Here is a 26026-nt window from a genome sequence, read left to right on the forward strand (position 1 = left end):
GCGCCACTCCTAGTTGAGGTACTGACAGATGGAGCGCGGGGTGTAGACGCCGTGGCCGGCGTGTCCGGTGTACTCCCGCTCGGTGATGACGGGCACGCCGCGCGAGAGCACGGTCTCGACCCGGCCGGTGGTCCGCCTGCCCTCGTAGGCCGAGTAGTCGACGTTCATGTGGTGGGTGCGGGCCGACATGACCTGTTCGGCGTGCGGGTCGTAGATGACGACGTCGGCGTCGGCGCCCGGGGCGATGGTGCCCTTCTTCGGGTACATGCCGAACATCCGGGCCGGGGTGGCGCAGGCGATCTCGATCCAGCGGCGCCGCGAGATGTGCCCGTCGAGGACGGCCTGGTGGAGCAGGTCCATACGGTTCTCGACGCCGGGCAGGCCGTTGGGGATCTTGGAGAAGTCGCCGCGGCCCAGCTCCTTCTGGCCCACGAAGCAGAAGGGGCAGTGGTCGGTGGAGACCACCTGGAGATCGTTGGTCCGCAGCCCCCGCCACAGCGCCGCCTGGTGCTCCTTCGGCCTGAGCGGCGTGCTGCACACGTACTTGGCGCCCTCGAAGCCGGGCTCGGCGAGGTTGTCGGTGGACAGGAACAGGTACTGCGGGCAGGTCTCGCCGAAGACGGGGAGCCCCTCGTCCCGGGCCCGGGCCAGCTCGGCCACCGCCTCCATCGCCGAGACGTGCACGACGTACAGGGGGGCGCCGGCCACCTGGGCGAGCCGGATGGCCCGGTGGGTGGCCTCGGCTTCGAGCAGGGCCTTGCGGACTTCCCCGTGATACCGGGGGTCGGTCTCGCCGCGGGCGAGGGCCTGCTGGACCAGGACGTCGATGGCGATGCCGTTCTCGGCGTGCATCATGATCAGCCCGCCGTTGCCGGCGGAGCGCTGCATGGCGCGCAGGATCTGCCCGTCGTCGGAGTAGAAGACGCCCGGGTACGCCATGAACTGCTTGAAGGAGGTCACCCCCTCCTCCACCAGCAGGTCCATCTCCTTCAGCGTCCCGTCGTGGACGTCGGAGACGATCATGTGGAAGGCGTAGTCGATCGCGCAGTTGCCCTCGGCCTTGGCGTGCCAGGTGTCCAGGCCTTCGCGCAGGGTGCGGCCGACGCTCTGCACCGCGAAGTCCACGATCGTCGTCGTACCGCCCCAGGCGGCGGCCCGGGTGCCGGTCTCGAAGGTGTCGGAGGCGAAGGTGCCGCCGAACGGCAGCTCCATGTGGGTGTGCGCGTCGACGCCGCCCGGGATCACGTACTTCCCGGTGGCGTCGATGACCTTCTCGGCGGTGAACGCCCCGGCGGCGGGCGTGCCGGAGGCGGCGAGGGCGGCGATGCGGCCGTCCTCGATCAGGACGTCGGCGTGGATCTCGTCGGAGGCGGTGATGACGAGTCCTCCGCGGATGACTGTACGGCCGGTCATGCTGCTCCCTCGGTCAACTCGGTTGCGGTCAGGGTGCGGTCAGCGGCGTGTACGCCCCCGGCGCCCGGTCCCGGTAGAACTGCCAGCGGTCCCGGACCTCGCGGAGCTTCGCCAGATCCAGGTCGCGGACGACGAGTTCGGTCTCCTTGTCGCTGGCGACCTCGCCGACGAACTGGGCCTCGGGGTCCACGAAGTAGGTGGTGCCGTAGAAGTCGTTGTCGCCGAGGTCCTCCACGCCGACCCGGTTGATCGCGCCGATGAAGTACTCGTTGGCGACGGCCGCCGCCGGCTGCTCCAGCTGCCAGAGGTAGCGGGACAGGCCGCGCGAGGTGGCCGAGGGGTTGAAGACGATCTCTGCCCCGGCGAGGCCGAGCGCCCGCCAGCCCTCGGGGAAGTGGCGGTCGTAGCAGATGTAGACGCCGATCCTGCCGACGGCCGTGTCGAAGACGGGCCAGCCGCTGTTGCCGGGGCGGAAGTAGAACTTCTCCCAGAATCCCTGGACCTGGGGGATGTGGGTCTTGCGGTACTTGCCGAGGTAGGAGCCGTCCGCGTCGATCACGGCGGCCGTGTTGTAGAGCACGCCGGGCTGTTCCTCCTCGTACATGGGCAGGACCAGGACGATGCCCAGCTCGCGGGCTAGGGACTGGAAGCGGCCCACGGTCGGGCCCTCGGGGATCCGCTCGGCGTACTCGTAGAAGGCCTTGTCCTGGACCTGGCAGAAGTAGGGGCCGTAGAACAGCTCCTGGAAGCAGATGACCTGGGCGCCCTGCGCGGCCGCGTCGCGGGCCGCCTGCTCGTGGACCTGGATCATGGATTCCTTGTCGCCGGTCCACGCGGTCTGGAACAGGGCGGCACGGATCACTCGGCTCATCGGGACCTCCGGTTCAGCTCGGTGTGCGGTGAGCCTAGAAAGCCGGGGCAGGCCGTTCGATGGGCAGCGTGTCACGTCTGGGGGCGTCACGCGTGCCACCGTGTCACGTGTCGCCTGTCGCATGTTTCACCGCCGTTTTCCCAGGTCGTAGCGTGTTTCACCGGTGTTGCGCATCGTGCGCGAGCAGCGCGATGTGGACGGAGGCCGCCTGTTCGAAGTCGTCCAGGTCGACGCCGAGGCGGGCCTGTATGGCCTCCAGACGGCGGTAGAGGGCGGGCCGGGAGACATGGTGGAGCTGGGCGGTGCGGGACTTGTTGCGGCCGGTGGCGAGGTAGGTCCGCAGCACGTTCAGCAGCTCCGGTTCCGCGGCGCACAGCAGCCCGTCCAGCTCCCGCTCGGCGAAGGACTGGACGTGCGGGTCGTCGCGCAGCAGCCGGACCAGACCGCGCAGGTGCACGTCCTTCAGCCGGACGACGGCCGGGAGGTCGAGGGCGGCGCGGGAGCCGGTGACGGCGTCGGCGACATGCCGGGCCTCGCGCAGGGCGGCGGGCACGTCGTCCCAGGCGGTACGGGGACCGGCGGCGGCGACCACGGCGCGCGGCCCGGCGCCGAGGCGGGCCGCGAAGTGGCCGGTGAGGGCCTCCGCGTCCTGGTCCCGGGCGAGGCTGAGCAGCACGGCCGCCGCGCCGCCCGCCAGTTCGGCGACGAGCCCCGGCAGCCCCAGCAGGCGCAGCACCCGGTCGAGTTGCCCGGGGCTGCGGCCGAGGACGACGAGCGGCACGAAGGTGCGCCGGTTGACCGGCAGCCCGGCCGCGCGGGCCCTCGCCAGCAGCTGCCGGGCCGGTACGACCCCGGACAGCAGGTCGGTCAGCAGGCTCTGCGCGGACTGCTCCTCCCAGGTCTGTACGGAGCCGTCGCCGAGCATGCGGTGCAGGACCAGCGCCTCGGCGGCCCGGTCGGCGAGCAGCCGTCCGGTGGCCGTCTCGCCCCGGTAGCCGCACAGCAGCACCCGGCCCCAGCGCTCCCCGCGTCCGCCCAGCTCGGCACCGATCCAGCCGTCCGCGGCGGCGGCGCCGGCCTGCCGGGCGATGCGCTCCCAGTCGCGCAGTACGTCGTCCACGGCGGACCGCTCGCCCGCGGTGGCGAGGACGCGATGGGCGAGGTTGGTGACGACGACCGGGCAGCCGCTGTGCCGGGCGATCTCGTCGAGCAGCCGGCCGAGCGGCGCGCCGGCGGTGATCAGCGCGGTGAGCGCCGTGCGGACGGACTCCGAGAGGCTGACGGCGGCGAACTTGCGCCGCACCAGCCGGGACTGGACCTCCTCGGTCAGCTCGGCGAACGGGAAGGGCCGGTGCAGGACCACCATGGGCAGGCCGCACCGCTCGGCGGCCCGGCGCATCACCTCGGGCGGCGCGGGAAAGGCCCGCCCGAGGCCGAGCACCACGGCGGCGGCCTCGGCCCGGTGCAGCGAGCGGACGTACTCGGCCTGTCCGGCCTCGTCACCGGCGAGCAGCACACCCGTGGTGAGCACCATCTCGCCGCCGCTGAGCATCACCCCGACGTCGGCGGCCTCGGCGACGTGCACCCACCGCACCGGCCGGTCCAGCTGTCCGGCCCCGGCCACCACCTCGGGCTCCCCGGCGAGCACCCGTTCCAGGCTCAGCACCTGGCGCACGGAGAGGGCGGGTTCCCAGGCGTACCCGGTCTGCGCGGTGGTGGTCATGGCCGTGTCCCCCAGTGCTAGAACGTACTCCTCAGCGCCCTCTCCAGGATCGCCGCGCCCTCCTCTGCCTCTGCGACGGTCAGGGACAGCGGCGGGGCGATCCGCAGGGCGCTGGTGTCGTGGCCGCCGCCCTTGCCGATGAGCAGGCCGCCCTCGCGGGCCGCCTCCAGGACGGCGGAGGCCGCCCGCGGATCGGCCTCGTCCGTCCCGGGCCTGACCAGTTCGACGCCGATCATCAGCCCGCGTCCGCGCACCTCGCGCACGCCGGGCAGCTGGGCGGCGACGGCCCGAAGCCGCTCGATGAGCAGTCCGCCGACCCGGCGGGCGTTGCCCTGCAGGTCGTGCTCGAGGAGGTAGGTGAGGTTGGCGAGCCCCGCGGCCATGGTGATCTGGGTGCCGCCGAACGTCGAAATGCTGTTGGCGTCCAGGCAGTTCATGATCTCCGCGCGGGCGATCACCCCGCCGACGGACATGCCGTTGCCGATGCCCTTGGCGAAGGTGACGATGTCCGGCGGGCCGCTGCGGCCATGCGCCTGCCAGCCCCAGAAGTGCTCGCCGGTGCGGCCCCAGCCGGTCTGCACCTCGTCGGCGATCCACAGGATGCCGTGCTCCTGCAGGACCTCGCGGAAGGCGGCGTAGAGGCCGTCGGGCGGGGAGGTGAAGCCGCCGACGCCCTGGATGGGCTCGGCGATCAGCGCGGCGGGCGGCCGGGTGTGCCCGAGGATGTCCCGCAGGTCGGCCACGCAGGCGTCGGTGAACGCGCGGTCGTCCAGCTCGGCGAACGGCCCCCGGGTGCGCACCCCGCCGTGCACGTAGAGGGTCTGCAGCGGGGACAGGGAGGTCGGGGACCAGCCGCGGTTGCCGGTGATGCCGACCGTGCTGAAGGAGCGCCCGTGGTAGCTGTTGCGCATCGCCAGGACGGTGTTGCTGCGCCGGTGGGCGGTGGCGAGCAGCAGGGCGGTGTCGTTGGCCTCGGTGCCGGAGGTGGTGAAGAAGACCCGGGCGTCCGGGATGCCGCTCACCTGGGCGATGCGCTCGGCGAGTTCGACCATCGGCCGGTTGAGGTAGAGCGTGGAGGAGTGGATGATCCGCCCGGCCTGCTCGGTGACCGCCTTGGTGACCTCGGGCAGCGCGTGCGCGGTCATCGTGGTGAGGATGCCGCCGAAGAAGTCCAGGTACTTGTTGCCGGCGGAGTCCCAGACGTGCCGGCCCTCGCCGTGGGTGATCTCGATCGGCTCGTCGTAGTAGAGGGCCAGCCAGTCGGGCAGGACCTGGCGGTGACGGGAGTAGAGGTCGTTCACGGCTGGACCAGTCCTTCGTAGGCGTCGGGGCGGCGGTCGCGGTAGAAGGCCCACTGCTGCCGCACTTCGTCGATCAGGCCGAAGTCGAGGTCGCGGACGAGGAGTTCCTCGGACTTGTCGCTCGCGGCCTCGCCCACGAACTGCCCGCGCGGATCGACGAAGTAACTGGTCCCGTAGAAGTCGTTGTCCCCGTACTCCTCCTGTCCGACCCGGTTGATGGCGGCGACGAAGTACTCGTTGGCGACGGCCGCGGCGGGCTGTTCGAGCTGCCACAGGTACGCCGACAGCCCGCGGTGGGTGGCCGAGGGGTTGTAGACCAACTGGGCTCCGTTGAGACCCAGTTGCCGCCAGCCCTCCGGGAAGTGCCGGTCGTAGCAGATGTAGACGCCGATGCGCCCGACGGCGGTGTCGAAGACGGGCCACCCGAGATTCCCGGGTTTGAAGTAGTACTTCTCCCAGAAGCCCTTGACCTGCGGGATGTGGTGCTTGCGGTACTTGCCGAGGTACGTCCCGTCGGCGTCGATCACGGCGGCGGTGTTGTAGTAGAAGCCGGACTGCTCGACCTCGAAGACGGGGACGACGATCACCATGCCGGTCTCCCGCGCGAGGTCCCGCATACGGCGCACGGTCGGCCCGTCGGGCACGGGTTCGGCCCAGCGGTAGTGCTCGGGCTCCTGGACCTGGCAGAAATAGGGCGCGTTGAAGACTTCCTGGAACCCGATGACCCCGGCACCCTGCCGGGCCGCCGCACGGGCGTGCTCCTCGTGCTTCGCCACCATGGACTCCGTGTCGCCGGTCCAGGTCGCCTGGACCAGTGCGGCGCGTACGACGTTGGCCATGAGCTGCTCCTTCGACGGGACGCCAGAGCCTCTACGCCCGTAGAGCAGGCCTAGAGGGACGAAAGTAAGCCTCCTGGAGGCCCTTGCCAAGACCATCGTCGTCAACCCGCGGAGTCGATCACGTTTCGCACTCCGGTGGGTGAGCGGACGAACCGGACGGCGGGTGGAAGCGGGGCACACCGGGACGAGAGGACCGCGCGGCCGTCACGCAGCGTGCCCCGCGACCCGCAGGGCGTGCACAAGATCCCAGTACCGCTCGGCACCGACGCCGCGGGCCGCCTCCAGCAGCAGCGGCACGAGCCGGCCCGGTTCGGGCCCGACGGTGCGGGCGGCCTCCTCCGGCGTCCGTACGCGCACACAGGCGTCGAGCAGCGCCCGCACCTCCCGGCCGCGCCCCTCGTCCGCCAGCCGGAGCACGGCGGCCCCGAGCTGCTCGGCCGGCCGGGCCACGCCCTGCCGCAGCAATTGCCGCCCGTCGGCGTCCCGGCCTGCGGCGGTGAGCACCCCGGCGACAGCGGCCAGCCGCTCGGCGGGCAGCGAGGCGGCCTCCCACAGCAGGGTCGCCCAGTCGGCGCCGAGCCCGGCGCGGTGCAGCGCGTCGGCGAGCGGCGGGAAGCGGCCGGGCGGCCACTGCGCGACCTCGGCCAGCAGTACATGCGCCTCCCCGCTGCGCCCCTCGGCCCGCAGCCGCGCCAGCCGCCCGGCGACACCGGCGACCGCCGCGCCGGCCCCGGCATCCGCCTCCTCGGCGTTCGCCGGCTCCGCCTCGACGGCCGGCTCCGCTCCCCCGGCGAACCGGGCCCCGCGCGGCGGCCCCGACCCGGCACCCCGCGGCCCGGACCCCACCGGCCCGCCCACCTGCGGCACGGCGACGGGTGCGGCCACGTCCTCCCCCATCCCGGCGAACCGGGCACTGCCGCGCCGCCGCTTGCGCGGCTTGGCGGGGGCGGCCGGCACGGGGGGCGGCTGCGGAGCGGACCGGCCCGGGGGCACGGCCGCCGGGCCGTCCTCCTCCGGGACCACGGCATCCGGTCCGGGCCGGATTCGCGCACGTGCGGGCACACCGAGGCCCGCACGGGGGTCGGGGGCCGGGGAAGGCCGGGGGGTACGAGCAGGGGGCGCGGCGGGGTCCGCGGCCTGGGCAGGGAGGGGGCCTGCGGGGCGGAGGAGTTGGGGGGACCGAGGGGCCGGGCCGGGGGGCGCGGCGGAGGCGGGGACCTGGTGCGGCCGGGCGGCGGGCGCGACGGGGGCGGTCCGGCCGGGAACTTGATGAGCCTGCGCGGCGCGAGCAGGGGGCACGGCGGGATCCGCGACGGCGACGGCATCCACTGCCGAGCCGGGGCCTCCGGCAGGAACACCCCCCTGCGAACCGGCCTCACCACGCGAAGACACCCGCACAGGGCCGGAATCAGCGCGCCCGGACTCTTGAACCGGCCCGACGCCCTCGCCCCCGACGCCCCACTGCGAACCGGCCCCACCACGCGAAGGAACCCGCACCGGCCCCGCCGCCACAGCCGCCGGCGCCTGCACCTCCCCCGTCCGGCCGCCGGTCGCCCTGCGGTCCAACTCCGCCAGCCGGCTGCGGAGTTCGGCGCAGCGGGCGGTCGCGCGGAGGTGGTCGTCGCGGGCCCAGGCGAGGTCGAGGCGGAGGGAGCCGGAGGCTTCGGCGGTGGGCGGGGCGGACAGCAGGCGGGTCAGTTCGGCCTGGCGCTCGGCGGCGTACCGCATCTCGCGGAGCATGACGTCGAGGCGGTCGGCGAGGGCCTCGCGCGCGCCGGGCCGGGCGTCGTACTCGGCAAGGGCGGCCCGGTACAGGATCCCGGCCCGTTCCCGCTCGGCGGCCGCGGCGGCCGCTCCGTACACCACCGCGAGATCCTCCAGCAGCGCCTCCACCACGTCCCACGGCGGCACCTCGAGCCCCTCCAGGCAGGCCCGCATGCCCTCGGGGTCGCGCTGCCAGAAGACGCCGCTCCAGCCCTCCCCCTGGTCCAGGCGCGCCAGCAGGCCGTCCAGAAGGCCCGCGAACTCCCGCACCCGACCGGGGAGTTGATCCTCCGCCATCGCCCAGCTCCCGCCCGACCGCCAGCACTTCGCCCGCCAGGCAACACCAGTCGTGTTACGGCTCCGCTACGCACGGTTTTCCGGCAGCGTGCGGAGCGCTCACCTCACGCGGCGACCAGCGAGGACAAGGCGGCCAGCTCGTCCATCGACAGTCCGAGGACCACGGCCAGCGCGGCCACGGTGAAGAACGCCGGCGTCGGCGCCCGCCCCGTCTCGATCTTGCGGAGGGTCTCGGCCGAGACGCCCGCCGCCGCGGCGACCTCGGTCATGCTCCGGCCGCCACGCGCCTCGCGCAGCAACCGGCCGAGCCGCTCGCCGCGTTCGCGCTCTTCGGGGGTGAGGGGGGTGCGCACCATGCGGCCCATTCTAATACCGGCCCTCGCGGTGAACCCCATTTAAATACCGGTATAGTAATTGGCATGGTGGAACTGAAGACGGACACGTCGATCGACGCGATGCACGCGGCGGGCCGGGTCGTCGGGCAGGCCCTGACGGCCGTACGGCAGGCCGCGGGCGTCGGCGTCTCGCTGCTGGAGCTGGACGAGGTGGCCCGGGAGGTGCTGCGCAAGGCCGGTGCGACCTCGCCGTTCCTCGGGTACCGGCCCTCCTTCGCCCCGACCCCCTTCCCGGCGGTGATCTGCACCTCCGTGAACGACGCGATCGTGCACGGCATCCCGGGCCGCTACCGCCTGCGCGACGGCGACCTGGTCTCCGTCGACTGCGGCGCCGTCCTGGACGGCTGGGCCGGCGACTCCGCGATCAGCTTCACGGCCGGCCGCGCGCGCCCGGCGGACCTGCGCCTGATCGACACGGCAGAGCGCGCCCTGGCGGCCGGCATCGCGGCGGCCGTCGCCGGCAACCGCGTGGGCGACATCGCCCACGCCGTCGGCGAGGTCTGCCGCGGCGCCGGCTACGGCATCCCGCAGGGCTTCGGCGGCCACGGCATCGGCCGCAGGATGCACGAGGACCCCGGCGTCCCGAACGAGGGCCGTCCCGGCCGCGGCCTCGCCCTGCGCCCCGGCATGGTCCTCGCCATCGAGCCCATGCTGATCGCCGGCGGCAAGGACGCGTACTACACGGCGGGCGACGGCTGGACCCTGCGCACGTCCGACGGCTCCCGCGCGGCCCACGCCGAACACACGGTGGCGATCACGCAGAGCGGTCCGCGCGTCCTCACGGCGAGGGAAACACCCTGAGGGGCGCCGCAGGCGAACATGCCTGCCCCCACGGATCGTGACATCGTGGGCATGAGCAACCCTCCCCGGGTTACCCGGTCGCTCCGCATGTCGTCAGCGAAGGAACTCATGCCATGACCAACGGCTACCCTCCTGACCCCTTCGGTGAATTCCTGGCCCGCTTCTTCGGCGGCGTCCCCGGCGGAGCGCAGGCGCCCCGTCACATCGACATCGGTCGCCTGCTCAGCCAGCCGGCCCGGGAGCTGGTCCGAGGGGCCGCCCTGTACGCCGCCGAGCACGGCAGCAGGAACCTGGACACCCAGCACCTGCTGCGCGCGGCCGTGGCGGCGGAGCCCACCCGGAGCCTGCTGACCCGGGCGGGCGCGGACCCGGACTCGCTCGCGACGGAGATCGACGACCGGTCGGGCCCGGTCCAGCACCCGCCGGGCGAGGTACCACCGCCGACCTCGCTGTCCCTCACCCCGGCCGTCAAACGGGCCCTGCTGGACGCGCACGACATGGCGCGGGCCAGCGGCGCCGGGTACATCGGCCCGGAGCACGTGCTGAACGCGCTGGCGGCGAACCCGGACTCGGCGGCCGGGCACATCCTGAACGCGGCCCGGTTCCCCACCGGCGCGCCGGCGCCCGAGGCCCAGGAGGCCACCCAGGTCTACCCGGAGCGGCAGCGGGCCACCGGCACCCCCACCCTGGACAAGTACGGCCGTGACCTGACCGAAATGGCCCGGCAGGGCCGGATCGACCCGGTCATCGGCCGGGACACCGAGATCGAGCAGACCATCGAGGTGCTCTCCCGGCGCGGCAAGAACAACCCCGTCCTGATCGGGGACGCCGGGGTCGGCAAGACCGCCATCGTGGAGGGTCTCGCGGAGCGGATCACCGACGGGGACGTACCGGACGGGCTGGCCGGGCGCAGAGTCGTCGCGCTGGACCTCACCGGAGTCGTCGCCGGCACCCGCTACCGGGGCGACTTCGAGGAGCGGCTCAACAACATCGTGGAGGAGATCCGCGCGCACTCCGACCGGCTGATCGTGTTCATCGACGAGCTGCACACCGTCGTCGGCGCGGGCTCCGGGGGCGAGGGCGGCGCGATGGACGCCGGCAACATCCTCAAGCCGGCGCTCGCCCGGGGCGAGCTGCACGTCGTCGGCGCAACCACCCTGGAGGAGTTCCGCCGGATCGAGAAGGACGCGGCGCTCGCCCGCCGGTTCCAGCCGATCCTGGTGCCCGAGCCGACGGTCGCGGACACCATCGAGATCCTGCGCGGCCTGCGGGACCGGTACGAGGCCCACCACCAGGTCCGCTACACCGACGAGGCGCTGGTCGCCGCCGTCCAGCTGTCGGACCGCTACCTCACCGACCGGCGGCTGCCGGACAAGGCCATCGACCTGATCGACCAGGCGGGCGCGCGGGTACGGCTGGGCGCCCGGACCAAGGGCACCGACGTGCGCACGATGGAGCACGAGGTCGAGCAGCTGGTACGGGACAAGGACCAGGCGGTCGCCGGCGAGGACTACGACGAGGCCAAGCAGCTGCGCGACCGGATCGCGGAGCTGAAACGGCGGATCTCCGAGGCGAGCGGCGACGAGAAGGCCGACGAGGGGCTGGACCTGGAGGTGACGGCGGAGGCCGTCGCCGAGGTGGTGTCCCGGCAGACCGGCATTCCGGTCAGCAGCCTCACCCAGGAGGAGAAGGAACGGCTCCTGAACCTCGAGGGCCATCTGCACGAGCGGGTGGTCGGCCAGGAGGAGGCCGTCGCCGTGGTCTCCGAGGCCGTCATGCGCTCCCGCGCGGGCCTCGCGAGCCCCCGCCGGCCGATCGGCAGCTTCCTGTTCCTCGGCCCGACCGGCGTCGGCAAGACCGAGCTGGCCCGCGCGCTCGCCGAGGCGCTGTTCGGCAGCGAGGAGCGCATGGTCCGCCTCGACATGAGCGAGTACCAGGAGCGGCACACGGTCTCCCGGCTGGTCGGCGCCCCGCCCGGGTACGTCGGCCACGAGGAGGCCGGGCAGCTCACCGAGGTGGTCCGCCGGCACCCGTACTCGCTGCTCCTGCTGGACGAGGTGGAAAAGGCCCACCCGGACGTCTTCAACATCCTGCTGCAGGTCCTCGACGACGGCCGGCTGACCGACTCCCAGGGCCGGACGGTGGACTTCACCAACACGGTCATCGTGATGACCAGCAACCTCGGTTCGGAGGCGATCACCCGGCGCGGCGGGGGGATCGGGTTCGGGCCGGGCGGCGCGGCGGCGGACGAGGAGGCGCGGCGCGAGCAGATCCTCAGGCCGCTGCGCGAGCACTTCCGGCCGGAGTTCCTCAACCGCATCGACGAGATCGTGGTCTTCCGGCAGCTGACCGGCGAGCAACTGCGGCAGATCACCGACCTGTTGCTGGAGAGCACCCGGCGGCTGATGGACGCGCAGGGCGTCACGGTCCACTTCACGGACGCGGCCGTCGACTGGCTCGCCGAGCGCGGCTACCAGCCCGAGTACGGCGCCCGCCCGCTGCGCCGCACCATCCAGCGGGAGGTGGACAACCAGCTGTCCCGGCTGCTGCTGAGCGGCGCGGTCTCCGAGGGCGCCCGGGTGACGGTGGACGTCGAGGACGGCCGCCTGGACTTCCGCGCGGGCCGCTCCCAGCCGCCCGCGCCGGAGCCGTGAGCGGATACGGCGCCGGTCCCCGGCGGGGTGCCGGCGCCGCGGGGCGGGCGGGCGTCCGTCACGGCGCCGCCGGGTCCACCACCATCGCCGAGCCGCCGCCGCGGCGCACCTTCTCGGCGGCGGCCAGCCACTTGCCGCCCGGCAGGCGCTGGATGCCGGTGGCCGCCCCGATCTCGGGGTTGAGGGAGAACGAGTGGCCGATGGCCTCCAGCTGTTTCCTCAAGTCACCGTTGTAAAGGGCGGGTTCGAGTTCGGTCCGGGCCGCGTTGCGCTGGCTGGCGCGGGGTGCGGCGATGGCGTCGACCAGGGGGAGGTGCCGGTCGAGGAACTCGGTCAGGGTCTGCAGCACGGTCGTGACGATGGTGGCTCCGCCGGGCGAACCGAGTGCCACCACCGGCCGGCCCTGCCGGTCCAGCACGATCGTCGGCGAGATGGAGGAGCGCGGCCGTTTGCCCGGGCCCGGCAGGTTCGGGTCGTGCACGGCCGGGCTGGCCGGGGTGAAGGAGAAGTCGGTCAGCTCGTTGTTGAGCAGGAAGCCCCGGCCGGGCACGGTGATGGCGCTGCCGCCGGTCTGCTCGATGGTGAGCGTGTAGGAGACGATGTCGCCCCACCTGTCGGCGACGGTCAGATGCGTGGTGTTCTGGCCCTCGTACGTCGTCGGCGCCGCCGCGGCGCCCTTGGCGCAGGGCGCCGGGTGGCGCGGGTCGCCGGGGGCGAGCGGGCTGGTGAGGACGGCGTCGTCCTTGATCAGGCAGGCACGCGAGTCGGCGTACCGCTGTGACAGCAGCTGCCTGGTCGGTACGTCCTCGAAGGCGGGGTCGCCGACCCAGCGTCCCCGGTCGGCGAAGGCGATGCGGCTGGCCTCGATGAAGTGGTGCAGGTACTGCACCTCGCTCGCCTTCGACAGGTCGGTCCGCTCGAGGATGTTGAGCGCCTCGCCGACCGTGGTGCCGCCGGAGGAGGAGGGTGCGATGGAGTACACCTTCAGGCCCCGGTACGAGGTTTCGGTGGGCCTTTGCAGCTTGGCCCCGTAGACGGCGAGGTCCTTCGCGGACAGCCGGCCCGGACGGGCGTGGTAGCCCGAACCGGGGTCCACCGGCGGCTTGTTCACCGTGTCCACGATGTCCTGGCCGAGGTCGCCGTGGTAGACGGCGCCGACGCCCTCGCGGGCCAGTTCCTCGTAGGTCCGGGCGAGGTCGGGGTTCTTGAGGGTGGAGCCGACGACCGGGAGCTGCCCGTTCGGCAGGAACAGCTTGGCGGTGGCCGGGAAGTAGCGGAACCGGGTCTCGTTGGCCGCCGTCTGCGAGCGGAAGGTGTCGTCGACGGTGAAGCCGTCCCGGGCGATGCGCTCGGCGGGTTTCAGGACCGTGCCGAGCTTCTGGCTGCCCCATGCGTCCAGCGCGGTCTGCCACGTGGCGGGCGTGCCCGGGGTGCCGACGCTCAGGCCACTGGTGACGGCGTCGGTGAAGGAGAGCGGCTTGCCGTTCTCCACGAAGAGGTTCTTGTCGGCGCTCAGCGGTGCGGTCTCGCGCCCGTCGATGGTGTGCACCGTACGGGACTTGGCGTCGTAGTAGACGAAGTAGCCGCCTCCGCCGATGCCGGAGGAGTAGGGCTCGGTGACTCCGAGCGCCGCGGCGGTGGCGACGGCCGCGTCGACCGCGTTGCCGCCGTGTCTGAGGACCTCGATGCCGGCGGCGGTGGCGTCCGCGTCGACACTCGCGACGGCGCCGCCGTAACCGACGGCCACCGGGACCTTGGCGGGTGTGCCGCTCGTCGCGGCGGGAGGCGCCGCCGCGCCCATCGACACCAGTGCGGCCGAGACCGCCGCGATCGCCAGCTTCCGTCTGTCAGGACGACCCATCCGAACCTCCCGTCGGGACCGGTCAGCGCAGCGTAGCCATATTGTCGGACCCCCGACAGTGGGCCTCGGCCCCCGGCGACGGGCACAACGCATCGAACACCGGTACGCAACTGGTCGCTTGGGGCCGCTACCATGCGCGGCCATGGACGACGACCTGCGCAACATCATCCTGGGCCTGGTGGCGACCGGCATCTCGGCCTCGCTGGGCTGGCTCGCCCGGACGTACCTGTGGCGGCGCAAGCTGCGGCGCAAGCAGGCGTTCTTCGGGCTGCCGCAGAACGCGGAGTCGCTGCTCGTCGTCAACCGCGACCCGGCGGCCGGTGAACCGGCGGTGCACCGCTTCGACGTGTTCGCGCTGCTGGAGCTGGCCGCGCTCATCAAGGACTGCGGGGCGAACGCCCAGGTGGTCACCCAGGACGCGGTCCAGCAGGGCTTCGGCGAGCGGACCGAGTTCTGCGTGGGCGGGCCGTCCTCCAACCGGCGGATGGCCGCCCACATGACCGCGATGCTGCCCGGCCTCGCCATCGACACCGACGCGGAGCCCGGGCCCGAGCGGGGCGCCTTCCGCATCGGCGGCGAGCACTACCGGATGGCGCGGGGCACCGCCGAGCACGTGCTGCTCGCCCGGGTCACCGCGGGCGGCCAGGCCCGGCCGGTGTTCCTGTTCTGCGGCCAGAGCGCCATCACCAACCAGGCCGCCACGCGCTATCTCGCCCGCCACCACGAGCGGCTGCACCGCAAGTACGGCACCGGTTCGTTCGTGCTGCTGCTGAAGGTGCTCAACTCGCACGCGTACGGCCCGGACGTGGTCGAGCTGGTGGCGGACGTGACACGGGCGGCGCGGACACCGCTTCCGGAAACGGCCGCCGGCAGGGCCGCTTAGCGGTTCAACAATCTTTACCGGCACGTAACTTACCGACGGGTTACTTGCGGTAAGGGGCCGAGGTTACCGTCGGGTCACTTTGCACTGTTGACGAGTGAAGGAGTGACCCATGGGACAAGGCCGCACCGCCTGGCGCAGCACCGCCGCCTCCGCCGTCTCGGCGGCGCTGATCACCGGCGGGGTCGTCGGTCTGGCCCCGGCCGCCCAGGCCGCGTCCCCGGCGCCGCGCTTCGTGGACATCACCGGCGACGGCGGCACCGTGCTGAAGGCCAACGTCGTCACGCCCGCGCACGCGGACGGCTCGCACCGCTACCCGCTCATCGTGCTGCCCACGAGCTGGTCCCTGCCCCAGGTGGAGTATCTGGCGCAGGCGCAGAAGCTGGCCGACGCCGGCTATGTGGTGCTCAGCTACAACGTGCGCGGTTTCTGGCAGTCCGGCGGGCAGATAGAAGTGGCCGGTCCGCCGGACGTGGCGGACGCCTCCAAGGTCATCGACTGGGGTCTCGCGCACACCCCGGCCGACCCGGCGCACGTGGGCATGGCGGGGGTGTCGTACGGCGCCGGGATCAGCCTGCTCGCCGCCGCCCACGACAAGCGGGTCAAGGCGGTGGCGGCGCTGAGCGGCTGGGCGGACCTGGTCGACTCCATCTACTCGGGCCGCACCCAGCACGTCCAGGCGCTCGCCGTGCTCGACGGCTCGGCCACCCTCACCGGCCGCGAGAGCCCCGAACTGCGCGAGATGTTCGACAACCTGTACTCCTCGAACCTGTCGAAGGAGCAGGAGATGATCGCCTGGGGCCGCAAGCGCTCCCCCGCGACGTATGTCGACCAGCTGAACAGGAACGGCGCCGCGGTCCTGCTCGCCAACGCCTGGGGCGACACCGTCTTCAACCCGAACGAGTACGCCGCCTTCTACGAGAAGCTGAAGGTGCCCAAGCGGCTGGAGCTGCGCCCCGGCGACCACGCGACCGCCGAGCTGACCGGCCTGTTCGGGCTGCCCAACGACGTCTGGACGGACACCGCGCGCTGGTTCGACCACTATCTCAAGGGCGTCGGCAACGGCATCGACCATGAACAGCCGGTCCAGCTGAAGTCCCGTGGCGCGGGGGGGTACGAGGGCTACCCGGACTGGAAGTCGGTCGGCGCGACCCGCACGAAGATCGCGCTCGCGGGCTCCACCACGATCCACGCGAACGTCGATTCCGGCGCGGACGGCGGGATCGTGTTCCTCTCCAGCATCCTCGACCAGGTGGCCGAGCTGCCGCCGGTGGCGTCGATGCCGCTGCTGCCGCGCCGCTGGGCGGCGGTGTGGCGGTCGCAGACGTACGCCGGCCCGCAGCGGGTGCGCGGCACGGCCCGCCTGCACACCACGCTGACCCCGACCGCCGAGAGCGGCACCCTCGTCGCCTACCTGTACGACGTGGGGCCGCTCGGCCTCGGCAAGCTGGTCACCCACGCGCCGTACACCTGGCACGGGCGAACGCCCGGCTCACCGTTCGACGTGGACCTGGACCTCTTCTCCACGGCCTACGACGTTCCCGCCGGACACCACCTCGCGCTGGTCGTCGACACCGTCGACCCGCTGTACATCGAGCACAACCCGTCCGGCGCGCAGCTGACCTTCTCCTCGCCCCCGGACGACCCGTCGTACGTGTCCGTCCCGCTCGGCGAGCAGTGATCTCCGGCTGCCGCCGGACGAGCCTGGCCCGTGTGAACTGCCGCCCCCCTAGGGTTTCGGGGCCATGGGGGGCTCCCCACCTGGCAGCAGCGCCCCAGGACCCGGCGTGGCAACCGTCACGGCCTCGGTCTTGGGGCTGCGCTGCTCCCGGCGGGACACCCGGACGGCGCACCACGAGAGCAGCATGCACATCCCGATGTAGATCGGCGAGATCACCATCACCACAGGGATGAACGGCAAATCGTAGTCGAGGTTGGAGGCGATCAGTTTCCCGGCATGGAGGAACTCCTCGTAGGTGATGAGAAAGCCGAGTGAGGTGTCCTTCAGGGCGACCACCAACTGGCTGATGACGGCGGGCAGCATGGCGCGTACGGCCTGCGGGACGAGGACGTGCGCCATGACCTGGGTCTTGCGCATGCCGAGCGCGAACGCGGCCTCGTGCTGGCCGCGTTCGACGGCGTTCACCCCGGAGCGGAAGACCTCGGCGAGCACCGAGCCGTTGTAGAGGGCGAGTCCGGTGACGAGGGCGGGCAGCGGCTGCACCTTGAGCGCCACGAAGATGAAGAAGATCATCACCAGGACGGGCATGGCGCGGAAGAACTCCACGGCCACCGTGGCCGACCAGCGCACCGGCCGGTGGTCGGAGAGCCGCCCGGTGGCCAGCACCCCGCCGAGGACGAGGGAGAGCGCGGCCGCGGCCGCGAAGGCCTTCAGGGTGTTGCCGAGGCCGCGCAGCAGCAGTTCCTGGATGCCCTTGTACTCGAAGGGCATCCACTTGGTGTAGGTGAACTGGCCGGTGTCGAACAGCAGATACAGGATCCAGGCGATCAGGCCGAGGATGACCGCGGTGGACACCACGGCGTAGAGACGGTGCCGCTGCCGGGTGCGCGGGCCGGGGAGGTCGTAGAGGGCGGTGGCGTCGGTCATCGGGCGACTCCCCAGGTGCGCTCCAGCGCATGGAACAGCGCGCTGATGGCGAGCGTGACGATCAGGTAGCCGACGGCGATCCAGACGAAGGTCCAGACGATGTTGTAGCCCAGCTCGCTCAGGGTCTTGTAGGTGCCGAGCAGTTCGGTGACGCTGAACGCGCCCGCGATCGCGGAGTTCTTCGCGAGCGCGATGAGGGTGGAGCCGACCGGCCCGATCACCGACCGGAACGCCTGCGGCAGCACGATCAGGTTCAGTGTCTGGCCGAAGGTCATGCCGAGGCTGCGGGCCGCCTCGCCCTGCCCGCGGGGGACGGTGTTGATGCCCGAGCGCAGCACCTCGCAGATGAACGCCGAGGTGTAGCAGCCGAGGGCGAGGACCGCGAACAGCTGGAAGGGCAGCACGAGTCCGAACCGGGGCAGCCCGAGCACCACCGCGAAGAACAGCAGGGTGAGCGGGGTGTTGCGCAGCACGGTGACCCACACCGTGCCGAAGACACGCAAGGAGGCGACGGGGGCGACCCGGAAGGACGCCATCACGAAGCCCAGCGCCAGCGCCAGCAGCCCGGCGAAGACGGTGAGTTCGAGGGTGCCGAGGAAACCCCGGGCGTAGGCGGAGATGTTGCTCGTCAGTACGTTCATGCCGTCCTCGCTCAGGTCGCCGGGTAGCGGTCGATCGCGGGCGGGCTGGGTGCGGGCACGCCGGACAGGCCGAGCGTGGCCTCGTAGGCCTTCTTCCAGTCGCCGTTCCTCTGGCGGGCCTCCAGTGCGTCGTTGAGGGCGAAGCGCAGGGCGTTGTCGCTGCGCGGGACGCCGATGCCGTACGGCTCCTTCGAGAACGGCTCGCCGACGACCTTCAGCTCGTGGGGGGCCTTGGCCGCGTAGCCGATGAGGATGGCGTCGTCGGTGGTGACCGCGTCGACCTGGTAGGTGAGCAGGTTGTCGACGCAGACCGAGTAGGTGTCGTAGCCGACCAGGACCGCCTTCGGGTAGTCGGCCCGGATGCGCTGGTACGGCGTGGAGCCGGCCGCCGAGCACACGCGTCTGCCGTCGAGGTCCCGGGGGCCGTGGATGCCGTTCTCGTCCTTGCGGACCAGCAGGGACTGCCCGGCCATGAAGTACGGCCCGGCGAAGCCGACGAGCTTCTTGCGGTTGGCGTTGATGGTGTAGGTGCCCACGTAGTAGTCGATCTGGCCGTTCTGCAGGGCGGTCTCGCGGTTGGCGGAGGCGATCGTGCGGAAGCGGATGGTGCCCGGCGGGAAGCCGAGGGAGGCGGACATCATCCTGGCGATCTCGATGTCGAACCCGGAGTAGGTGCCGGTCGCCGGGTCCTTCTCGCCGAGGTAGGGCTGGTCCTCCTTGGCGCCCACGGTGAGGTAGCCGCGCCTCCTCGCCCGGGTCCAGGTCGAGGAGGCGGGCAGGCTGAAGCCGCGTGCGGTCTCGTAGTGCGGGAGCCGGTCGGCGGCCGGGCCCTTGCCGGGCGGGCTGCCCTCCTTGCCGCAGGCGGCGGCGAGCAGCGCCAGCGCGGCACACAGGGCGGCGCACCGGGCGCGGGGCGCACGGGTGGTACGGATCACGGTTCGTCTTCCCCCGCTCAGTGCTTGAGGATCTTGGAGAGGAAGTCCTTGGCGCGCTCGCTGCGCGGGTCGGTGAAGAACTCCTCCGGGGCGCGGTCCTCGACGACGCGGCCGTCGGCCATGAACACGACCCGGTTCGCGGAAGCGCGGGCGAAGCCCATCTCGTGGGTGACGACGACCATGGTCATGCCGTCGCGGGCGAGTTGCCGCATGACCTCCAGCACCTCGTTGATCATCTCCGGGTCGAGGGCGGAGGTGGGCTCGTCGAAGAGCATCGCCTTGGGCTGCATGGCGAGGGCGCGGGCGATGGCCACGCGCTGCTGCTGGCCGCCGGAGAGCTGCGCGGGGTACTTGCCGGCCTGCGCGAGCAGGCCGACCCGCTGCAGGAGTTCACGGGAGCGGCGGTCGGCCTCGTCCTTCGTGCGCCGGCGGACCTTGACCTGCGCGAGGGAGACGTTCTGCAGGACCGTCTTGTGGGCGAAGAGGTTGAAGGACTGGAAGACCATGCCGACCTCGGCGCGCAGCCGGGCGAGGGCCTTGCCCTCCTGGGGCAGCGGCTGCCCGTCGAGCGTGATGGTGCCGGACTGGATGGTCTCCAGCCGGTTGATCGTCCTGCACAGCGTCGACTTCCCCGACCCCGACGGGCCGATGACCACGACCACCTCCCCCTTGCCGACGGTGAGGTCGATGTCCCTGAGGACATGGAGGTCCCCGTAGTACTTGTTGACGCCCAGCAGTTCGATCAACGGATCGACGGCCATACCCAGCCCTACCCACTCTCAGCTGTGTCGTGGTTGCCGCAAACTATCCAGACACCGGTGGGGCCGGGGGACGACACGCACTTTTCGGGCATTAGCCGTATTTACCGCACTTGGTGCTGCGGGCGCCCGGGGCGGCTCAGGCCTCGGCGATCTCCGCGTACAGCTGGGACAGTTCGGGAACACCGCTCGCGGCCCACCCCTGCCCGGCGTCCGCGACCTCGATCTCCCGCCCCGAGGCCAGCAGTACGACGGGTTCGGCGTCGCAGCGGATCCGCCAGGCGGCACCGGGCACGGTGCGCACCACGACCGTGCCCAGATAGAGCCCGGCGTCATGGCCGAGCCGGGTCACGGTCTCGGCGTCGTCGCGCCAGCGCGGGACGAGCTGGTCCAGGGCCTGGAGGGAGGCCGGGGTGTCGTCCAGGCGGATGCCCGCGCGGTCCGCCTGTGAGCGCAGCAGCTCGCACTCGGACAGCAGGGCGGCGACGCCCTCGGGGTCGGAAGGCAGTGCCGCGTCGCCGTTCTTCTTGTGCCGGTGGCCCAGGAACGGAAGGTTCATGGACCCAGCGTGGCATCACACGTCGAGGTCGACCACCACGGGCGCGTGATCGGAGGCGCCCTTGCCCTTGCGCTCCTCGCGGTCGACGTAGGCGTCCTTGACGGCCCCCGCGAACGGGGCGTTGCCGTACACCAGGTCGATGCGCATGCCGCGGTTCTTCGGGAAGCAGAGCTGGCGGTAGTCCCAGTAGGTGTAGGGGCGGTCGTACTTCAGCGGGCGCGGCACCACGTCGTTCAGGCCGGCCTCGCGCAGGGAGGTGAGGGCGGCGCGCTCGGCGGGGGTGACGTGGGTGGAGCCCTCGAAGACGGCCGGGTCGTAGACGTCGTCGTCCGTCGGTGCCACGTTGTAGTCGCCCAGGACGGCGAACGGGCGGCTGCCGCCCGCGTCACCGGCGACGGCCGCCTTCAGGGCCTCGAACCACTGGAGCTTGTAGGCGTAGTGGGGGTGCTCCACCTCGCGGCCGTTCGGCACGTACACCGACCAGACGCGGACCGGGCCGCACGTCGCCGAGATGGCGCGGGGTTCCTGCGCACCGTCGTAGCCCGGGTCGCCCGGCAGGCCCTTGACCACGTCCTCGACACCGACGCGGGAGAGCACCGCCACGCCGTTCCACCGGCCGGTGGCGTGGACCGCCGACTCGTAGCCCAGCTCGCGCAGCTGGTCGAACGGGAACTGCTCCTCGGCGACCTTGGCCTCCTGCAGGCACAGCACGTCGGTGCCGCTGCTCTCCAGCCAGGCCAGCAGCCGCGGGAGGCGGGCGGTGATCGAGTTCACGTTCCAGGTGGCGATACGCATGCCTCACAACCTACCCGGAGGGTGTGACAACCGGCCCGGCTCACACCTCGGCGAAGGCTCCCGGGGCCAGCCGCCGGTGGTCGGTGCCGCACAGGGCGCCGATCTGGCGGTCGTAGATGGGGCGGGCGAGGTCGGTGAGCAGGGCGTCGTGGACGTCGTAGGCGCGCTGTGGCCGCACCTCGCGGACGTAGTCGATGACCTCGGAGATCTTGTTCCAGGGGGCCATCACCGGGAGCATCAGGGTCTCCACCGGGTGGCCGGGGACGGTGAGGGCGTCGCCCGGGTGGAAGACCCTGCCGGCGTCGAGCAGATAGCCGACGTTGGTGATGCGCGGGATGTCCGGGTGGATCACGGCGTGCAGTTCGCCGTGGACCTGCACGTCGAAGCCGGCCGCGGTGAAGGTGTCGCCGTGGCCGACGGTGTGCACCCGGCCCGGGAAGGCCGCGGTGATCCGTTCGGCGACGGATTTCAGCGTCCAGATCCGGGCCGCGGGGTTGTTCTCCATCGCGGCCCGGAGCCGGAACTCGTCGAAGTGGTCCGGGTGCTCGTGCGTGACCAGGATGGCGTCGGCGCCGAGCGCGGCGTCCTCCTCGCTGAAGCCGCCGGGGTCGATGACGAGGGTCTGTCCGTCCTTCTCCAGGCGGACACAGGCATGGGACTTCTTCGTGAGCTTCATGCCGGCCATCCTGCCGCGCCGGGCGGCCGGTGTTTCACCCGGCGGGCGTGGTCTCTTCCTGGACGACCTCCTGGGCCACCCGGAAGGCCCTGCTCGCGGCCGGCATCCCGCAGTACACGGCCGTCTGGAGCAGGACCTCCTTGATCTCGTCGGGGGTGAGGCCGTTGCGCAGGGCGGCCCGGGTGTGGGAGGCCAGGTCCTCGAGGTGGCCGCCCGCGACCAGCGCGGTCAGCGTGATGCAGCTGCGGGTACGGCGGTCCAGGCCGGGCCGGTCCCAGATCTCGCCCCAGGTGCAGCGGGTGAGCAGGTCCTGGAAGTCACCGGAGAAACCGTCGGCCGCGGCCAGGGCCCGGTCCACGTGCGCGTCGCCGAGCACCTCGCGGCGGAGCTTCAGCCCCCTCTCGTACCGGTCGGACGGCACGCGGGCCTCGGCCGGTACGGCGGCAGGGGCGATCTCGGCGACCGGCACGGGCTGCGGCGGCGCGGCCGGGACCGGGAGGGCGGGCAGGCTCGGCAGGGCCGTCTGGCCGGTGTCGTAGGGCTGCTGCCAGGCGGTGGCGAAGTGGTGCGCCAGCAGGTCGCAGACGGCGCCGGGCTGCTCCACCGGGACCAGGTGGGAGGCGCCGGGGACGACGGCGAGCCGGGCGTCCGGTATGCCGGCGACCAGGGTGCGGGCCTCGGCGGGGCCGGTGACCTGGTCGTCGGAGCCGACCAGCACGAGCGTCGGCGCGCCGACCCGGCCCAGCTCGGCGCGTACGTCGAAGGCGGCGAGCGCCTCGCAGGCGGCGATGTAGCAGCCGGGGTCGGTGGTGCGGACCATCTGCACCGCCCATTCGGTGATCGCGGGCTGGGCGGCGGCGAAGGAGCCGGTGAACCAGCGCTCCGGCGAGGTCCGGGCGATCGGTTCGAGCCCGTTCGTGCGCACGATCACCCCGCGCTGGCGGAACTCGTCGGCGGTCCCGAACCGGGGCGAGGCGGCGACCAGCGCCAGCGAGGCGAGCCGCTCGGGGTGGCGCAGCGCCAGCTCGATCCCGACCGCGCCGCCCAGCGCACAGCCCGCGTAGCCGAACCGCTGCACACCGAGCGAGTCCAGCGTGGCCAGCAGCCGCGCCGTCAGCTCGGCGACGGAACCGGCCGGGTGAGCGGGGGCACCGCCGTGTCCGGGCAGGTCGAACCGGAAGACCCGCCACTGCTTGGCCAGCTCCGGGACCTGGCGGTCCCACATGTGGCGTGTCGTTCCGAGGGAGGGTCCAAGGACCAGGACCGGGGCGCCTTCCGGCCCGTCAAAGCTGTGTTCGAGATGTTTGGTCGTCGTCGTGCTCACCCTTCCACGCTCCCACATCCCGCGGCCGGCCCGGCGACGGGGTCATACGGCGGTCCGGGGGCCACGCGCTCACCTCGTGGGCGGCGTGCGGTGCCTGCCCCGGCCCGGAAACGACCGCGGGAGGCCCGGCCGGGGCCTCCCGCGGGGGTGGGTGGCGTGGTGCTAGCGGGTGCCGTCCTGGTGGGACAGCTCGACGTCGAAGCCCGTGACACCGCTGCCGTCCAGGCGCAGCGACGCGGCGACCGGCGCGTAGCCGCTGGCGATGACGGTGTACTCACCGCCGTCGAGGTCGGTGAACCCGTACACGCCGTCGGAGCCGGTGATCGTGGTGCCGACCACGTTCCCGGCCGAGTCCAGCAGGGTGACCTTGGCGTCCTCGAGCGGGCTGCCGGCGGCGCCGTTGACCACGCCGTGGAGCCGGGCGCCGGGTTCGAGGCGGATCTCGTAGGGGTCGGTGGCTCCCGGGGTGACGTCGACGGGGAGGGCGGCCGGGCGGTGTCCGGCCGCGTTCACCACGAGCGTGTAGCCGCCGGGGACCAGATCGGTGAGCGTGAAGGCGCCGTCGTCGGCCGAGGTCCCGGAGGACACGACCTCGCCGCGCACATCGGTGGCGACCAGCAGCGCGCCCGGCACCGGCTGTCCGTCGGCGGCGTCCCGGACGGAGCCGGTGAGGGCGACGGTGCCGCTGAGCGCGAGATCGCACTCGACCGGCTCCTCGCCGACGACCACCGTGACGGCCTGCGGCTGACGGGCACCGGCGGCACCGATCAGCACGTAGGTGCCGGGGCCGGTGACGTCCACCGCGTAGCTCCCGTCCGCGCCGCTGACGGCGCGGCCGAGCTGCCGTCCGTTGATGTCGATCAGCGTGATGACGGCCTGCGGCACGGGCGCGCCCGTCCCGTCCAGCACCCGGCCGCGCACGCCGTACGGCGCCGCGCCGCGCACCGGTTCGAACCGGTCGGCGACCGGCTCGGCGGTGGACCGGGCCGCGCCCGCGGAGGGCTCGGTGACAGCACGGCCGGCGGCGGCCGGCTCGGCGACCGCGGGTGCGGGTGCGGCCTGTTCCTCGGCCGGGCCGCCGTTGTCCTGCGCGGCCTGCGCCTCCAGTCCGGAGACCTTGCGCAGCGGCACCTCCTTGGTCCACACCGCGACCAGGAAGCCCAGGACCATCACGGCCGCCGCGAGGAGGAAGACGAGCTGCATCGAGTCGGTGAAGCCGGCCTTGAACGGCTGGGCCAGGCGCGGGTCGAGCCGCTGGATGAACGAGGAGTCGTCGAGCACGCCGGAGCCGCTGCCGCCGCCCGCCCCGGGGTGCTTGAACATCGCGAGCACGGGCGCGTTCGCCGGGTTGGCCCGCACGGCCGGGTCGTGGAGCGCGGCCTGGAACGCGGGCGTGTGGGCGGCGGAGCGGAAGGCGGAGCTGATCTTGTCGCCGACGGTGCTGAACAGCACCGAGAGGAAGACCGCCGTACCGGCGGTACCGCCCATCTGCCGGAAGAAGGTGGCCGACGCGGTCGCCACGCCCATGTCCTTGGGCTCGACGGCGTTCTGCACGGCCAGGGTCAGGATCTGCATGCAGCCGCTGAGGCCGATGCCGAACAGCGCCATGTAGGCCATGGTCTCCGGCAGCGCAGTGTCCCACTGCACCCGGTAGTGGAACAGCAGCATGGCGGCGATGATCAGCACGGTGCCGATGACCGGGAAGATCTTGTACTTGCCGGTCTGCTGGATGATGCGTCCGACGACGATGGTGCCGGCGATCATGCCGACCATCAGCGGCAGCATCAGCAGGCCGGACTTGGTGGGGCTGACGCCCTTCACGATCTGCAGGTACAGCGGAACCATCATCATTCCGCCGAACATGCCCATGCCGATGATCACGGAGAGCAGGCTCATCTTGCTGAACACCGCGCTGCGGAACAGCCGCATCGGGATCAGGGCCTCCTCGCCCATGGCCCGCTCGACCAGTACCCACACGATCAGGCCGACCGCGCCGACGCCGTAGCAGACGGCGGCCTTGGTGGAGGTCCAGCCCCAGTCCTGGCCCTGCTCGGCCACGAGCAGCAGCGGCACCACGCCGATGGCGATGGTGAGGGCGCCCCACCAGTCGATGCGGTGCTCGCTGCGGGTGTGCGGAAGGTTCAGCACCTTGGCGACGACGAAGAGGGCGATGATGCCGACCGGGACGTTGACCAGGAACACCCAGCGCCAGCCGGTGATGGCCAGGATGCTGGCGCGGCCCGCCAGGAAACCGCCGATGAGCGGGCCGAGCACGCTGGAGGAGCCGAACATCGCGAGCATGTAGCCCTGGTACCGGGCCCGCTCGCGGGGCGGCACGATGTCACCGATGATCGCCAGCGCCAGTGCCATCAGCCCGCCCGCGCCGATGCCCTGGAAGGCCCGGAAGGCGGCCAGCTCCGTCATCGAGGTGGCGAACGAACAGGCCGCCGAGCCCGCGATGAAGATCGAGATGGCCGCGAGGAAGAAGGGCTTGCGGCCGTAGATGTCGGACAGCTTGCCGTACAGCGGCGTGCTGATGGTGGACGTGATCAGGTACGCGGTGGTGACCCAGGCCTGCGCGCTCAGACCGTGCAGATCGTCGGCGATCGTGCGGATCGAGGTGCTGACGATGGTCTGGTCGAGCGCCGCGAGGAACATCCCCAGCATCAGGCCGCTGAGGATCGTCATGATCTGGCGGTGGGTCAGTCTGCCGGCCGGCGGTGGTGGTGTCGTGGATATCTCTGCGGTTCCCCCGCGGGCCGGGGACGCGGACATGGTCATGCGTGCGAATCTCCTTGCCTCGCCTCGCCCCCCGGGCACTGCCCGGCTCCGAGGCTCATGTACGAGCCCTCTCCGACGGACCGTGCCGATCATCACTCACGTTCCGTTGCTTGCGGCTACCAACTGAGTGTAGATCCTGACCGGGGCAGC

At 72.2% G+C, this 26026-nt stretch carries 21 protein-coding genes; 4 read left to right on the plus strand and 17 right to left on the minus strand.

Annotated features, from left to right (window positions below; all coding sequences use genetic code 11):
• Positions 1 to 9: 9 nt before the first annotated feature.
• The 7 genes from hydA to A6P39_RS10545 all read right to left on the minus strand — a co-directional run bounded on the left by hydA (position 10) and on the right by A6P39_RS10545 (position 8573).
• Entirely contained in the window at positions 10 to 1413 is a 1404-nt protein-coding gene (hydA, locus tag A6P39_RS10515) for a dihydropyrimidinase (RefSeq protein WP_067045993.1), read from the minus strand.
• A 28-nt stretch (positions 1414 to 1441) separates the two neighbouring features.
• Entirely contained in the window at positions 1442 to 2284 is an 843-nt protein-coding gene (locus tag A6P39_RS10520; protein ID WP_067045995.1) for a nitrilase-related carbon-nitrogen hydrolase, read from the minus strand.
• Between the two features lie 157 nt (positions 2285 to 2441).
• On the minus strand, positions 2442 to 4007 hold the full coding sequence (locus A6P39_RS10525) for a PucR family transcriptional regulator (protein ID WP_067045997.1): 1566 nt from the start codon (positions 4005 to 4007) through the stop codon (positions 2442 to 2444).
• Between the two features lie 17 nt (positions 4008 to 4024).
• Positions 4025 to 5308, minus strand: a complete 1284-nt coding sequence (locus tag A6P39_RS10530) for an aspartate aminotransferase family protein (RefSeq protein WP_067045999.1) — start codon at positions 5306 to 5308, stop codon at positions 4025 to 4027.
• Positions 5305 to 6147: a nitrilase-related carbon-nitrogen hydrolase gene (locus A6P39_RS10535; protein WP_067046001.1), complete on the minus strand. Its 843-nt coding sequence runs from the start codon at positions 6145 to 6147 to the stop codon at positions 5305 to 5307. Before A6P39_RS10535 ends, A6P39_RS10530 begins: the two co-directional genes overlap by 4 nt.
• 204 nt (positions 6148 to 6351) lie before the next feature.
• Positions 6352 to 8208, minus strand: coding sequence for a hypothetical protein (locus A6P39_RS10540; RefSeq protein ID WP_275883841.1), 1857 nt, complete (start codon positions 8206 to 8208; stop codon positions 6352 to 6354).
• 104 nt (positions 8209 to 8312) lie between these two features.
• A complete protein-coding gene (locus tag A6P39_RS10545; protein WP_067055319.1) occupies positions 8313 to 8573 on the minus strand; it encodes a helix-turn-helix domain-containing protein in 261 nt (86 codons plus the stop codon).
• A 54-nt stretch (positions 8574 to 8627) separates the two neighbouring features.
• Between A6P39_RS10545 and map the strand changes: the two genes are divergently transcribed.
• Complete coding sequence (map, locus tag A6P39_RS10550; protein WP_067055316.1) at positions 8628 to 9404, plus strand: type I methionyl aminopeptidase; 777 nt, start codon at positions 8628 to 8630, stop codon at positions 9402 to 9404.
• Between the two features lie 113 nt (positions 9405 to 9517).
• The gene (locus A6P39_RS10555) at positions 9518 to 12058 is read left to right on the plus strand and encodes an ATP-dependent Clp protease ATP-binding subunit (protein WP_067055312.1); all 2541 of its coding nucleotides are present in this window, start codon (positions 9518 to 9520) and stop codon (positions 12056 to 12058) included.
• A gap of 58 nt (positions 12059 to 12116) precedes the next feature.
• Here A6P39_RS10555 and ggt read toward each other — a convergent pair whose 3' ends face one another.
• Positions 12117 to 13919, minus strand: coding sequence for a gamma-glutamyltransferase (ggt, locus tag A6P39_RS10560; RefSeq protein ID WP_067055309.1), 1803 nt, complete (start codon positions 13917 to 13919; stop codon positions 12117 to 12119).
• 142 nt (positions 13920 to 14061) lie between these two features.
• On the opposite strand from ggt, the gene A6P39_RS10565 reads away from it, so the two are divergent.
• Positions 14062 to 14802 carry a hypothetical protein gene (locus tag A6P39_RS10565; protein ID WP_067055306.1) on the plus strand — a complete coding sequence of 247 codons (741 nt, stop codon included), beginning with the start codon at positions 14062 to 14064 and terminating at the stop codon, positions 14800 to 14802.
• Between the two features lie 109 nt (positions 14803 to 14911).
• Positions 14912 to 16480 carry an alpha/beta fold hydrolase gene (locus tag A6P39_RS10570; RefSeq protein WP_067055303.1) on the plus strand — a complete coding sequence of 523 codons (1569 nt, stop codon included), beginning with the start codon at positions 14912 to 14914 and terminating at the stop codon, positions 16478 to 16480.
• Positions 16481 to 16528: 48 nt separating this feature from the next.
• Here A6P39_RS10570 and A6P39_RS10575 read toward each other — a convergent pair whose 3' ends face one another.
• The 9 genes from A6P39_RS10575 to A6P39_RS10615 form a co-directional block, all read right to left on the minus strand.
• Positions 16529 to 17407, minus strand: coding sequence for an amino acid ABC transporter permease (locus A6P39_RS10575; protein ID WP_067055300.1), 879 nt, complete (start codon positions 17405 to 17407; stop codon positions 16529 to 16531).
• On the minus strand, positions 17404 to 18048 hold the full coding sequence (locus A6P39_RS10580; RefSeq protein WP_067055297.1) for an amino acid ABC transporter permease: 645 nt from the start codon (positions 18046 to 18048) through the stop codon (positions 17404 to 17406). The genes A6P39_RS10575 and A6P39_RS10580 overlap by 4 nt, the downstream gene beginning before the upstream one ends.
• 11 nt (positions 18049 to 18059) lie before the next feature.
• Entirely contained in the window at positions 18060 to 18983 is a 924-nt protein-coding gene (locus A6P39_RS10585) for a glutamate ABC transporter substrate-binding protein (protein WP_067055294.1), read from the minus strand.
• 17 nt (positions 18984 to 19000) lie between these two features.
• Positions 19001 to 19744: an amino acid ABC transporter ATP-binding protein gene (locus A6P39_RS10590; RefSeq protein ID WP_067055291.1), complete on the minus strand. Its 744-nt coding sequence runs from the start codon at positions 19742 to 19744 to the stop codon at positions 19001 to 19003.
• A gap of 136 nt (positions 19745 to 19880) precedes the next feature.
• Complete coding sequence (locus A6P39_RS10595; RefSeq protein WP_067055288.1) at positions 19881 to 20300, minus strand: DUF6278 family protein; 420 nt, start codon at positions 20298 to 20300, stop codon at positions 19881 to 19883.
• A gap of 15 nt (positions 20301 to 20315) precedes the next feature.
• Positions 20316 to 21095 (minus strand): exodeoxyribonuclease III, encoded by a 780-nt coding sequence (locus A6P39_RS10600; protein ID WP_067055287.1) that lies wholly within the window; start codon positions 21093 to 21095, stop codon positions 20316 to 20318.
• Positions 21096 to 21135: 40 nt separating this feature from the next.
• Positions 21136 to 21771, minus strand: coding sequence for an MBL fold metallo-hydrolase (locus A6P39_RS10605; protein ID WP_067055284.1), 636 nt, complete (start codon positions 21769 to 21771; stop codon positions 21136 to 21138).
• Positions 21772 to 21805: 34 nt separating this feature from the next.
• Complete coding sequence (gene pcaDC / locus A6P39_RS10610; protein ID WP_079133802.1) at positions 21806 to 23113, minus strand: bifunctional 3-oxoadipate enol-lactonase/4-carboxymuconolactone decarboxylase PcaDC; 1308 nt, start codon at positions 23111 to 23113, stop codon at positions 21806 to 21808.
• A gap of 144 nt (positions 23114 to 23257) precedes the next feature.
• Positions 23258 to 25876, minus strand: a complete 2619-nt coding sequence (locus A6P39_RS10615) for an MFS transporter (protein WP_067055279.1) — start codon at positions 25874 to 25876, stop codon at positions 23258 to 23260.
• Between the last annotated feature and the right edge of the window lie 150 nt (positions 25877 to 26026).

Origin of the sequence: Streptomyces sp. FXJ1.172, assembly GCF_001636945.3 — a bacterium.
GTDB lineage: Bacteria > Actinomycetota > Actinomycetes > Streptomycetales > Streptomycetaceae > Streptomyces.

Coding starts and splice junctions, on each gene's coding strand:
- hydA (WP_067045993.1), bottom strand. CDS start 1,413: ATGACCGGCCGTACAGTCATCCGCGGAGGACTCGTCATCACCGCCTCC.
- A6P39_RS10520 (WP_067045995.1), bottom strand. CDS start 2,284: ATGAGCCGAGTGATCCGTGCCGCCCTGTTCCAGACCGCGTGGACCGGC.
- A6P39_RS10525 (WP_067045997.1), bottom strand. CDS start 4,007: ATGACCACCACCGCGCAGACCGGGTACGCCTGGGAACCCGCCCTCTCC.
- A6P39_RS10535 (WP_067046001.1), bottom strand. CDS start 6,147: ATGGCCAACGTCGTACGCGCCGCACTGGTCCAGGCGACCTGGACCGGC.
- A6P39_RS10540 (WP_275883841.1), bottom strand. CDS start 8,208: ATGGCGGAGGATCAACTCCCCGGTCGGGTGCGGGAGTTCGCGGGCCTT.
- A6P39_RS10545 (WP_067055319.1), bottom strand. CDS start 8,573: ATGGGCCGCATGGTGCGCACCCCCCTCACCCCCGAAGAGCGCGAACGC.
- map (WP_067055316.1), top strand. CDS start 8,628: ATGGTGGAACTGAAGACGGACACGTCGATCGACGCGATGCACGCGGCG.
- A6P39_RS10555 (WP_067055312.1), top strand. CDS start 9,518: ATGACCAACGGCTACCCTCCTGACCCCTTCGGTGAATTCCTGGCCCGC.
- ggt (WP_067055309.1), bottom strand. CDS start 13,919: ATGGGTCGTCCTGACAGACGGAAGCTGGCGATCGCGGCGGTCTCGGCC.
- A6P39_RS10565 (WP_067055306.1), top strand. CDS start 14,062: ATGGACGACGACCTGCGCAACATCATCCTGGGCCTGGTGGCGACCGGC.
- A6P39_RS10570 (WP_067055303.1), top strand. CDS start 14,912: ATGGGACAAGGCCGCACCGCCTGGCGCAGCACCGCCGCCTCCGCCGTC.
- A6P39_RS10575 (WP_067055300.1), bottom strand. CDS start 17,407: ATGACCGACGCCACCGCCCTCTACGACCTCCCCGGCCCGCGCACCCGG.
- A6P39_RS10580 (WP_067055297.1), bottom strand. CDS start 18,048: ATGAACGTACTGACGAGCAACATCTCCGCCTACGCCCGGGGTTTCCTC.
- A6P39_RS10590 (WP_067055291.1), bottom strand. CDS start 19,744: ATGGCCGTCGATCCGTTGATCGAACTGCTGGGCGTCAACAAGTACTAC.
- A6P39_RS10595 (WP_067055288.1), bottom strand. CDS start 20,300: ATGAACCTTCCGTTCCTGGGCCACCGGCACAAGAAGAACGGCGACGCG.
- A6P39_RS10600 (WP_067055287.1), bottom strand. CDS start 21,095: ATGCGTATCGCCACCTGGAACGTGAACTCGATCACCGCCCGCCTCCCG.
- A6P39_RS10605 (WP_067055284.1), bottom strand. CDS start 21,771: ATGAAGCTCACGAAGAAGTCCCATGCCTGTGTCCGCCTGGAGAAGGAC.
- pcaDC (WP_079133802.1), bottom strand. CDS start 23,113: ATGTGGGAGCGTGGAAGGGTGAGCACGACGACGACCAAACATCTCGAA.
- A6P39_RS10615 (WP_067055279.1), bottom strand. CDS start 25,876: ATGACCATGTCCGCGTCCCCGGCCCGCGGGGGAACCGCAGAGATATCC.